5 protein-coding genes are annotated in these 12257 nt (G+C 56.7%); all 5 read left to right on the forward strand.

What is annotated here, in order from left to right:
- Positions 1–377: 377 nt before the first annotated feature.
- The 5 genes from BN3789_RS10310 to BN3789_RS10330 all read left to right on the forward strand — a co-directional run bounded on the left by BN3789_RS10310 (position 378) and on the right by BN3789_RS10330 (position 12230).
- Entirely contained in the window at positions 378–872 is a 495-nt protein-coding gene (locus BN3789_RS10310) for a BsuBI/PstI family type II restriction endonuclease (RefSeq protein WP_066833985.1), read from the forward strand.
- The gene (locus tag BN3789_RS10315) at positions 872–2101 is read left to right on the forward strand and encodes a hypothetical protein (protein ID WP_066833987.1); all 1230 of its coding nucleotides are present in this window, start codon (positions 872–874) and stop codon (positions 2099–2101) included. Before BN3789_RS10310 ends, BN3789_RS10315 begins: the two co-directional genes overlap by 1 nt.
- A gap of 430 nt (positions 2102–2531) precedes the next feature.
- Entirely contained in the window at positions 2532–4715 is a 2184-nt protein-coding gene (locus BN3789_RS10320) for an AAA family ATPase (RefSeq protein ID WP_066833989.1), read from the forward strand.
- 6 nt (positions 4716–4721) lie between these two features.
- The gene (mcrC, locus tag BN3789_RS10325) at positions 4722–6179 is read left to right on the forward strand and encodes a 5-methylcytosine-specific restriction endonuclease system specificity protein McrC (protein WP_079989277.1); all 1458 of its coding nucleotides are present in this window, start codon (positions 4722–4724) and stop codon (positions 6177–6179) included.
- Positions 6180–6449: 270 nt separating this feature from the next.
- On the forward strand, positions 6450–12230 hold the full coding sequence (locus tag BN3789_RS10330) for a DUF3320 domain-containing protein (RefSeq protein ID WP_066833992.1): 5781 nt from the start codon (positions 6450–6452) through the stop codon (positions 12228–12230).
- Positions 12231–12257: the final 27 nt, after the last annotated feature.

Consider the following 12257-nt stretch of genomic DNA (forward strand, 5'->3'; position numbering starts at 1 on the left):
ACGATGCCATTCTCTTGTGGAGGTAGAAGAAAGTCTGCCAACCTAAGGTTGGCACTTCTCAACGGGGCAGGGTGGGCGGTGCGTTTCGTGAGCGGAAAACAGGGGCTTGCGGGGATGCGGGCGTTGTCTGCAGGACGTTTGTTCCGCCAATTACTTGGTGGATGCACGGTAACCGTTCGCTTTGCCCGTGCTGCTCAGTATCGCTTTTTTGTATGTTGCAAGCAGAACACAAAATAAGTGTCGCACGAACGCGGCCGCTTGCGATTCAAGGTTTTGTCTGGACGGTTTGATAGACTGTCTGAGATAAGACAAAGTCGATATGTGACTTGTCGAGGTGAGTCGATGGCGCCAAGTGCTCTTATGACGGCGGAGAGGGCGTGTTCGCACGTGGCGTCGACCACAGCGAAGGTGGCTCGTCCCAGTTACCCCGGCATCTCACGCCGAGCCAGATGGCGAAGCTCGCCGCGCCGATGTTCTCCGGCGTCGAGAGCAAAAGACACTACGCTGTTTATTGGTTGCGCCGTGGGCGCCCACACGATGCCATCGATGCAGCGATGTTCGGGTTCGTTAGAGTTAAGTTGCCCAGTCGCGATAAGGGGTCAGATTTCATCGTTTGGCGTGAGGGCGAGGGTCAGCTCTACCTCATGGAAGCGTGCCCGTCGTATGGTCTGGTGGATCTTACAAGTAAGCACGGACTCGTCAACCTGTTTGGTTGCTGCGGGTTCGACCTTATCCACCAGCCGCATTTTCCGAACAGAAGGGCCACGCATAATTGTTTCGGTGACTTCGCCTGGGAGACTGAGACCTGGTGTGCTGATGCGCTCAGCCACATGTTCCTTTTCGATGGCGAGTATTATATGGGGTCGTACTGATGCAGCTTACATATCTCATCAAAAGCGCCGAGGTGAGGGATCGGTTTATCAGCGAGAAGCTGCCTGACGGGGTGAAGCGTGGTGTCGTTGGCACGTACGAAGCCGACGGTGGCGAGCTGTACATTCTCTCCTTCAGCGTCAATGGGTCGACCCTTGCTGGTGCAAGGGCGCTGTCCAAGCTAAGGGGCAGCCTGCGCGATGCCGTCAACGCCCGTCTGCTTGTGGACGACGTGTCATTAAAGTTTGCTAATTCCCTGTATTCGCGTTTCGCAGAGTACGAGCGAAAGTTGAGACTCGCGATAACCCTTGCGACGTGCGCCGAACACGACAACTTCGATGACAGCTTAGTGAAGAGCCTCGAGCAGCTGACTCTCGAGGGTCTCGGGAGGCAACTGTTCTTCGATACGTCGTTTCAAGGCAAGGTCAAAAGTAAGATAAAAGATTTATTCACAAAATGCGAGATTGTTGACTTCATAACGGGACTGCAAGAAGATACCGTCTGGATTCAGCTTTTCCGCGAGGAAACGTTGCCTTCTGTTCGCAAGAACTATTACGCCTTATGTGACATGCGCAACAAGGTGATGCACCATAAGCTGATTACTGAAGAGGCCTATGATCGCGCTCGGAGGATGCTTCGGGCGTCAATCGGCGAGCTCGATGCGTATGTCGAGAAGATTCGTTCTGATGTGAGCTATCCGAAGCAACATGCAGCACGCGCTGCGAGCGCGGCCAAGCTCATCCGGGAGAATTACGAGTCCATGTTCCAGAATCTTGGCGGCAGCTCAGAGCAATTCGCCGCCGTGGCCATTGCTGCGCAAAAGGCCGCGAGCCTGATCGACACGAGCGAGCTCGCGTCGATCGTTGCGCAAACGGCCGGAATTCAGGAGATGATTGACAAGAATCGGGAGACATGGGCATCGGTAGCGAGGGTGGCGTCTTCGCTTGGGATCGCTCAAACACCTGGGCTCACGTCGGCAATTGACGCTATCGGTCAGCAGACTCAGCTGCAGAAGCTGATATCTGACGAGGCTTTTGCCAATCTTGCACGTCCCGCAATATCTATCGATTTTCCTGCGTTGCAAGCAAACGCTTTGCCGAATGCCGCCATGCCTATATTTCCACCTTCCGGTGGCATCAGCTCGATTTCCGCCGATACAGGGTACGTGGATGAGGAAGTTCCTGATGAAAGATTATCGGATGAGGAAGATACGTCTGAATTTGACGAGTGAAAAAGGAGCCGCTCCTGCTCGGGTATACGCTTGAGTGTTGAATTGAGCTTTGGCGAAGCTCATGGGTTCCGGTGGTATTCCTGCGCCAATCCAAACGCGGGAAGAAGTCGCGAGCTTCTTTCCATATCGCTCCCGCAGGAATAGGTTCTGGCCGAGAGCGTCGTGCTGACTCTGAGAGCCATGCTTTACCCTCCTGCCGAGCAGCCCCTCCAAGCTTGTCGCAACGGCAGCGCACACATAGGGGCCCAACGTTCCGTTTGGCCCCTAGAGCGTTGGCGCTAGCTAGGCGCTATTCGTCCGGGCGATTTCTACGCGTTGAGGTGCCGGATTCAATCGTTCAGCACATGGCCTGAGCGGTGGCAGCCATATAGGGGAAAGACACTGTCTGCTATGCAATAATCAGGCTGATTGCCATCTGAAGGAGCGCCTTATGTCTGACAAGCTGACCTGGATTCCGTTCTACACCGAGTTCGCCGATAAGCTCCTGCCGTTCCGGGATGATCGGGCGGCTTTGATTGAGCGCATTTGCGCCGTGTATGAGCGCATCGGTGTCAAGCTTCCAAAGCTTGAGTCGAGCGGCCGTCCGGTCGACATCGACCCCTTTACGGTATTCGGTCTGTTCAATAAGGGTGTTTCCGATGCCACGCGTTTGAAAATCATCGCCGGCTTTAAGGATGAATTCGGTGTTGTTGCGCCGAAGCCGGAGGACTTCGATGGCATTCCCGTGCTCAACAATCTGTCTGCCACGTTCTACTGGTTCGAAGGCATGCGCGGGGATCACGATATCGATACGTTGTGGGATGTGCTCGCCTGCGCGCTCCCGTTGGCCGAGCAAGACGGAGAGCAAGAGCGCCAAGCGTTTGCGCAGGTATTCGATGAGGCCGTTTCCCATCACGGCGTCAAATGGAACCTGACCATGGGCCTCTTCTGGATCCGTCCCTACGCGTTCATCAATCTCGATTCGCGCAACCGCTGGTACATTGGAGACCAGAACTCTCTCAACGATGAGTGCTCGAACCTCGTCAAGTCTTTTGGGAATGACGTTCCTAGTGGAAGCGATTACCTGCGCATGCGCGATGTGTGCCGCGAGGCCTTCGCGTCCGGTGACGTCAAGGATGGATCGATCGACTTCCCAACTCTGTCGTATAACGCCTGGACCGTCTCGGAACGTGTCAACGCGGAGAAGGCCGCCCAGAAAGATGCGGCTGCTGCTCAGATGGGGGAGGCGTCCATGGGCGACGATCCCGTCAGGCCCGTTCACTACTGGGTGTATTCACCCGGTCCCTTCGCCTCGAAATGGGATGAGTTCTATACCGCTGACATCATGGCGATCGGCTGGGGCGAGATCGGTGACCCGGCTTCCTTTAAGACCCGGTCCGACTTGAAAGCCTGCCTTAAGAGCAAATTCGGCGGCTCGTCGACGTATGCCAACTCGGCTTTGGCGCTCTGGCAGTTCGTTCACGATATGCAGCCGGGGGATATCGTCTTCGCCAAGGCGGGCAAGTCCAGACTTGTGGGCAGGGGCGTGGTCACGTCGGAACCCGTATTCGATGAATCCCGTGATGATGATTACAGAAATGTTCGCGGGGTCGAATGGACGCACCGCGGGAGCTGGGAGTTCTCCGGGAACATGGCGACCAAGACCCTGACCGACATCACGGTGTTCACCGACAAGGTCAATCAGATCGAGGCGCTGTTCGATATCGAGGACGACTCGATCGAGGCCGAACCGCCCGAGGTCGATTATCCGCGGTATTCCGACGCGGACTTCCTGTCCGAGGTCTACCTTCCCGAGGCGTCCTATCGCGAGCTCGTTGCCTTGCTCAAGCATAAGAAGAACGTCATCCTCCAGGGTGCGCCCGGCGTGGGCAAGACCTTTATGGCCAAGCGCCTGGCGTACTCCATCATGGGGGTGAAGGATTCCAGCCGCGTCGAGCTCATCCAGTTCCATCAGAGCTACTCGTACGAGGACTTCATCATGGGCTACCGCCCCAACGAGAGCGGGTTCGAGCTCAAGACCGGAGCGTTCTACGACTTCTGCAAGCGCGCCGCCGACGATGGCGACAACGAGTACTTCTTCATCATCGACGAGGTCAACCGCGGCAACCTGAGCAAGATCTTCGGCGAGCTGTTCATGCTCATCGAGCCCGACAAGCGCGGCCTGGGCATGCGTCTGCTGTATTCGAACGAGCGTTTCACGGTCCCGCCCAACGTGTACCTTATCGGCACCATGAACACGGCCGACCGCAGCCTGGCGCTGATGGATTTCGCGCTGCGGCGCCGCTTCGCGTTCTTCGAGCTGGAGCCTGGGTTCGACACGCCCGGTTTCCGTCAGTACCAGAAGTCCCTCGCCAGCCCCGTGTTCGATAAGCTGGTCTCATGCGTGCGCCAGCTCAACGACGCGATCGCATCCGACGAGTCGCTCGGCCGCGGGTACCGGATCGGGCACAGCTTCTTCTGCGGGCTCGATGCGGAAGACCCGTCGCTCGGCTCCCGCCTTGCCGGAATCGTCGACTACGAGCTCGTGCCCCTGCTGCGCGAGTACTGGTTCGATGAGCCCGACAAGGTGGGCCATTGGGAGCAGCTGCTCAAGGGTTCCGTATCCGCCGGGTAGCGCGCCATGATTCCTATCCGAAACGTCTACTACATGCTGGCCTACGCGTTCCGGTCCCTACGGTCGGGCGGGTTCGAGCGGCTGGCCTCAGAGGATTTCGACAACTCGCTAGAGCTATGCGCCGCTATCCTCTGCCACGCGGTGGAGCTGCGGCTCAAGCAGGGTGTCAAGCGCGATTACCGGACGCGCCGCGAGGCCATGTCCGCTCTGCGCGGCAAGGTGGACGTGACGGCCACGGTCGCCTCGCAGGCACCGCTGCGCCGGCAGCTCGTCTGCGAGTATGACGAGTACTCGGCGGACTGCCCCGAGAACCGGATCATCAAGGCGACCATGTCGCTTCTGGTCCGTTGCTCTTCCGTCGATGCGCGGTACCGCAAACGGCTGCGGTCGCTGTCGATGTATTTTGCCGAGGTGGCGGATCTCGACGTTCGCCATATCAATTGGCGTATGGTGTCCGGCCGCGCCGACAGCACGTCCCGTATGATCATGTTCGTGTGCCGACTGGCGATCGATGGCGCCCTTCAGGCAAGTTCGGAGGGCGGCCAAAGGCTGCGCAGCGTGCTGGACGATCAGGCGATGCATCGGCTGTACGAGAAGTTCATCCTCGAGTACTACCGCGCGGAGCACCCCAACCTGTCCGCCCGAGCCGAGCAGATTCCCTGGTGCGTGGACGGCGAGGTCCCGCCGGCGCTTCCCGTCATGCAGACCGATGTGACGCTGCGGGCGGGGGAGCGGGTGCTCATCATCGACGCCAAGTACTACACGCACAGCATGCAGCGCAACTACGGTGCGTGGACGTACCATTCGGGAAACCTGTACCAGATGTTCTCGTACGTGAAGAACGCCCAGGCGGCACGTCCCGCCGGCGCGCCTCCCGTTGCGGGGATGCTCCTGTACGCCAAGACGGATGAGGAGGCCGTGCCGGATGAGGAGTTCTCACTGAGTAGCAACACCATCGCAGTCCGAACACTCGACCTGGCACAGCCGTTCGAGGGCATCCGGGCGCAGCTCGATGCGATAGTCTCCGAGTTCTTCCCGTGCGAACGTGGCGAGTTTGAGAGCTTGACGAGGTTTCTTCCGGAGTTGGCTCAATTGGGGGATTGTGGCACGTGGGTGTTTGACCACGAGCATGCCGGCACCATTGACGACCCGATTGCCATGCCGTATGTGGAGTACCCGCGTCTGGTTACCGATCTGGGGGATGCGATTTACGCGTTTGTCGGCGACCGTCCGGAATACGGGCTTGCACGCTACAGCGACATTCTCGAGGAGCACGGTCTCGCATGGGAGACGGAGAGCATGCAGGGCGCCGACGTCTCCGTGCTCGACGGGTGCGCCGTGTTGGCCCTGCTTGTCGGTGCAGTGCGAGCCGAGCACTTCTGCGACGGGGCGCTCCGCACGTTCCTCCAATCCGGCTGCATCGAGCGTTGGCTACAAAGGCTGAAGGAGCTCGACAGGATATAGAGACCGTGGTCGTCTAAGCTGACTGAGTCCTCGATTTCTTTATCTCGTCTAGTTTCCAAGCAGCCGAATACCGGCTTTCCGTTGTGCCGGTTGCAAACAGCGCGAAGAGACTGCTCGAATGTCATACGTCCGCCGTTCGCCGAGCGATTATTCGACACTCCAAGGGATACAATTATTCTGTTGCATGCTTTGGATGGTTTATTGGCCGTAGTCCACGGTCGTCCTGGTGCAGATGGTAGTTCGGCTGCGTGAGCGTTTTGGAGGGTAACGATGCCGGAGTTTGCTGACAAGCAGTCGGTTGTCGCGTTGTTCAGATATCTCCGTGAGGTAAGTCTGATCAAGCGCAAGGTGCCCACCAACATCCGCGACGAAAAGCTTTGGAATTGCAGCCTCGATGATCTTCCGCAGGATTGCCCGTTTATCGATGTCCATCCTGTGCTCCCTCTGTCCGATGAGGATAAAGAGTCCCTGCCGCTGCTCGAGGTGAAGAAGCCGACAATCCGGCCATGTCCCAAGCCGGCTCCCGTTCTTGACGGATGGCTGCACAAAAGGTGGGATGACTATCGGTACAACGGCAAGCTCAACATCGACTCGATTCCCTTGATGGATGAAGAGGGGACTCCGACAGGAGAGGCCATTGCTTTTGACTCGGACGACGAAAGGGTTGATGCTCTCGAGCGGTGGCGTCCACTGAGGGAACAGTGGGTTCAGGATGCTCGTATCGCCCTGGCGGCAAAAACGTTGTTCGATGGCCTGTATTTGACCCGTTCGGATTTGGAGCGCGATTCCGAGACGCTTGAGCTGCTTGCTGTTAACGGCATCATTCAGGTGAGCGGGCGGCCGGAGATCTACTATCCGGTCATTACGAAACGAGTGGCCATCTCGTTTGATGCTGAGCAGAACAAGATCAGCGTTATCGACACGGAGGCTCCCGTATCCCTTTCGACTGACTTGCTGGGCCAAATTGAGGAAATCGACCATTCTTCCATTCAGCAATCCGAGAAGGACGCCGCCGAGAGCGGCCTCCATCCGTTTGCCGATGACGCGGTGAACCAGTTCTTGAAGAGCTTCGCCCATCGCCTTTCCAATAACGCGGAGTACTTCGAATTTGGCATACTTCCGGAGTCGGAGGACGTTACCGTTTCGATTATCAGAAAACCAATGATTATGCTTCGGAAGAGATCCGACGGAACTCCCAAGGCTATCGAGGCGATCATCAACGACATCGAGGCAAACGGCATCATTCCGGAGCATATCTGGGAGATTATCGGAAGAGATTGTGAGTATTCGCCGGAAGAGTACGAAGAGCCTTCCCTTGAGAAGGCCTTGGCAGAGGTTGGTGGCGAAGATCCGGACATCCTGCTTCCCAAGCCCGCGAATCGTGAGCAGCTTGAAATTGCCCGTCGAATTGAGAAAAGCAACGCTGTGCTTGTCCAGGGCCCTCCCGGTACGGGAAAGACCCACACTACTGCGAACCTGCTTTGCCATTTTCTTGCACAGGGCAAGCGCGTGCTGATTACGAGCCAAACGAACAAAGCTCTCGGCGTTCTTAAGGAAAAGGTTCCTCGTTCCTTGCAGGATCTCTGTGTGGCGGTTTTGGACGATTCCAACAGCGATATGGAGAAGTCCATCGATGGCATCATCGAGTATGACTCCACGCACAATGAGTACCAGCTGAGAAGGGAGATCGCGGAAGTTCAGGGCAGGCGTGAGAGGATTATCGAGGATTTAGCGCGCACGCGGAGTGCGGCGATCGGTCTTGCCGCGCAGGAGCTGAGGGATATCGACTACCAAGGCGAGAAGATTCGTCCGGTCGATGCTGCACGTTTCGTCCATGATCACGCTGGGGAGCTCGAGGATATCGTTCCGGGAAAAATGGCTTTCGGCGCGTCCATTCCGCTTGATGACCGGGAGTTGGCGGAGCTTTATGCCGCCAACGAATCCCTTTCCGTCCACGTGGAGGATGAGCTGAACGCGGGCGTGCCTCCTCTGAAGCAGCTTATGGATCCGTCCGTGTTTTCGGAGAAGGTCGAGAGGCTTTCCGAAGTAAGAACCTCGATTCGACGCGAACTGGATTCCCATGGTTGGAGTTATGAGTCCCTTGAGGATGGGTCTTCGCTGCGGGTAAAGCTATCCAGAGGTTTTATCACGGTCGATTCCGGGCGCTGTCACGACCGGGATACGGACGCTCTCCAAAGCATCTGTGCCCGGATGGACAAGATAGATGCATGGATGGTGAACGCTGCTGCTGCGAGCAGGACGGGCGCCGATTTTGTTCGACCGTGGCAGGTCCTGTTGAGCGAGATCGATAATCTGTTTTCGGTCTCCGGCAAAGTTGCTTCTGCAGAGATGACGAGTCCCGTCACGGTGAAAGATAGAGATAATTGCGACGCGCTTCTTCCGGGGTTGCGGACCGTCGAGGATGATTTCAGACGCGATGGGAAGATCTCTTTCATACATGCGCGTCTCAATAAGGATGTCAAATGCGCTCTCGAGGGGGTTACGGTAAGCGGTAGGCAGATCTCCAGCGCGAAGGATTGCAGAGCCGCTATAGATTACCTTGAATACCTTATCCGCAAAAAGAGCTGTTGCGGTGCATGGAACCAGCTGATTGCCACATATGGTGGTCCTCGATTCGAGGATCTTGATCCGAGTTATCCAGAGCGCGTGGCAAAAAACTGGATGCCTATCATCAGCTGGTTCGTATCTTGGGATTCGACGGGGAAGACAGAGGTCCGGGAAACGCTGAAGACGTTCGGGATTGTTCCAAGGTATCGAGCTTTTGGCGGGCCCATATCTGATGTCGACAGCGTGAGGGACGAATTGGACTATCTGTCCTCTCAGGTGTTCCCTGCGGTTCAGATCTGCCTGCTCCTTCAGGAAGCGTCGGGCCTTGAAGCGGAAATCAAATCTTTGGAGCAGACCATCGCGCCTTATGCCAACAGCGCGTTGTGCGAAGTGCTGCAAAGGGCGGTATCCCAGCTCCTTCCGGATGACTATGCGCGATACCACCTTGAACTCAGGCGCGTATGGCAGCATCTTGATGAATTTGAGAAACGCAATGGCTATCTCGAGCGGTTGAGCGTAGTCGCGCCCGATTGGGCTGGCCGGATAAAGGCCCGTGAGGGGATTCATGGTGAAGCCGAGCCTCCGGTTGCTATTCATGACGCATGGAGGTGGAGGCAGTACGGTCTGGCTCTGGATAGGCTGTCACAAGGTTCGCAGCAGGGGCTTCGCGAGGCGAGTTCTCAGCTCAGCCGTGAGTACCGTAGTGCCACCGAAGCACTTGCGACGAGGAAGGCGTGGCTTGCCCTTCTTGAGAGAATCCATGGGAGCACGCGTACCAAGCAGGCGCTGAGCGGGTGGAAGCTTGCCGTTCGACAGATTGGAAAGGGAACCGGCAAGAACGCTGCTAGAGACAAGGCGATAGCGCGCTCCAGGATGACGGAATGCCAAGGGGCGGTATCTGCTTGGATTATGCCGATCGGCCGTGCGCTCGAGTCGTTCGATCCAAGTTCGACGAAATTCGATATCGTGATTATCGACGAGGCGAGTCAGGCAGACATCACAGCACTCTCGGTTCTCTACCTAGCTAAAAAGGCCATCGTTGTGGGCGATGACAAGCAGGTTAGCCCTGCGGCGGTCGGTGCCGATAGCGACCGGGTGCTCAACCTTCAGCAGGCGTCAATTAAGGATAAGGTCAGCAATTGGGAGTCGTATAAGCCGACGACGTCGCTATACGATATCGCTCTCACGACCTTTTCTCCCCTGATGCTTCGGGAGCATTTCCGCTGTGTTCCGGATATCATCGGGTTCTGCAACGACCTGTCCTATGACGGAAAGATCAAGCCTCTCAGGGATGCGGCATCTGCGGGCGTGTCTCCTGCGATTGTTCCACACCGCGTTGCGAATGGGCACAGGGACCCTGGTCGCAAGACAAACGAGCGCGAGGCATGCGAGATCGCGGCAATTGTTCAGGCCTGCATCGAGCGGCCCGAGTACGACGGCAAGACGTTCGGTGTCATTTCGCTGGTGGGCGATGAGCAGGCGGAGCTCGTTCGCAGGAAGCTCATCGGCGCCCTTGGCGAGTCGGTTTTTGAAGAGCGGCGCATCCTGTGTGGAAACGCCTCTCAATTCCAAGGCGACGAACGTGACGTGATTCTTCTCAGTATGGTCGACAGCGCCGACGAGTCTGGTCCGCTACGCTTGTTGAGCGACGGTGCTCGAGGTGACACGAAAAAGAGATACAACGTTGCCGTGAGCCGCGCTCGCGATCAGCTCTGGGTCGTGCACTCCCTAGATTACGAAACGGATTTGAAGCCGGGGGACCTGCGAAGGAGGCTGCTTGCATACGCGGGCGACCCCGAGATGCGTACTCGCCTGTACTCGCAGATTGAGCATGAGTCGGAATCTCCATTCGAGGAGTCGGTGGCAAAGACCTTGGTTGCCAAGGGGTATCGCATTTCGCAGCAGGAGGAAGTCGGCGCCTATCGTATCGACATCGTCGTCTATGGCTCGGATGGTAAGGTCGCCTTGGAGTGCGATGGAGACCGCTACCACAGCGGTGCCGAGAAACTCCGTGCAGACTTAGAGCGTCAGACCATTCTGGAGCGGTTGGGCTGGCGATTCGTTCGCGTAAGGGGGAGCGAGTACTACCGCGATCCCGAAGCCGCGATGGAGCGAATCGTCTCAGAATTGAGCGACCTCGGAATTGAGGCGCTGGGTAACGAGGGGAAACCGGAGAACAGCGGCGGCAGCGATTTACTCGATCTCATCGAGGCCCGCGTTTCAGAGCTTATTTCGGACGGAAACAAGAAGCTCGATAACCACGAGCGCCTCGATGCCATCGAGGCGGGGCTCAGTGTTGAGGAGCCGCAGGGCTCTGAAGCTCGTCCCCAGGGAGACGATTCTGAAACGAGAGCGGCTGTTTCTGTTGATTCTGATAAGGATGGGGAACAACCAGCTGCCCCACATGATGACGCGGCGCTTCATTTTGAGGACGATCATGGTGTCGAGTCTACTTTCGATGACGAGTTTGCCTCTAATGAGGAAGGTGTGGTTGTCGAGGGTTCTTCGCGAGTTGCAAAGGAAGAAGAAAACGCCGAGGCGGAAGATGCGCATGGGGCATCTACCGATGTTACCGATGTTGTCAATACTGGCATTTCGGACGATAGCGCTTCGGACTATATCGTTGACATGCTGAAGGCCAACGGCCAGCAGGCGATAGATCGGAGGTCTGCGGGTGGCCGTCTTTGGGTTATTGACCAATATGGGACGCGCGAGGTTATCAGCAATATTGAGCGAATGTTCGGCCTGAAATTCAGGTTCGTTGAGGGAGGTTCCAGGACGACGGAATGGAAGCAGTCCTGGTATCTGCTGGATGATGGCGTTAAGGTTCCCGTTGCAAGTGGTGGTGACTCACGAAAAGCGAGTCGTCCACAGTCGGCGCCCGTTGCCCCCAAGAATAAGCGGAATGTGTTTCATAGACGGAAATACGAGACGGCTCCGATGACAAAGAAGGCAAATCTATCAGGTGTAGATTTTTGCCAGCCAAGCCGAGTTGGCGATATTGCTTCGGTGATGGAAGGAATTATCGAAGTCGAATCGCCCATCGAGAAGAATCGTCTCTTTAGTTTGACGAGGGGCTGCTACGGTATCAGGAAGACTGGGGCAAATATCTACGCCCAGTGCGACGCGGCTCTGAACAGGATGTCCAATATCGAGCGCACATCATTTGACGGTTCAGTTTTCGTCTGGAAACGGGGAGATTCTCCTAGCGATGTCGATTACTTCCGCGCTGGCAATGCGGATGCGGGCAGAAGCATTGACCAGATTGCTCCTGAGGAGCTTAGGGCTGCGATTATGTATGCACTATCTACCGCCAAAACTCAAATTGGCGCTGGTGATTTGATAAAAAGGACGAGTACGCTTTTGGGGTATCGGCGACTTGGAGGTGCGATACAGGGAAAGTTGCAGAACGTGTTAGGCATTATGCTCAAGCACGGTGATATCGTAGAGCTGGCTAGAGGTTATTACCAGATCAAGCGGTAGGGCAAAGCGGACAATTCGGTCAGCCTG

It is taken from the genome of Collinsella ihumii (assembly GCF_900046475.1).
In the GTDB taxonomy this organism is placed as follows: domain Bacteria; phylum Actinomycetota; class Coriobacteriia; order Coriobacteriales; family Coriobacteriaceae; genus Collinsella; species Collinsella ihumii.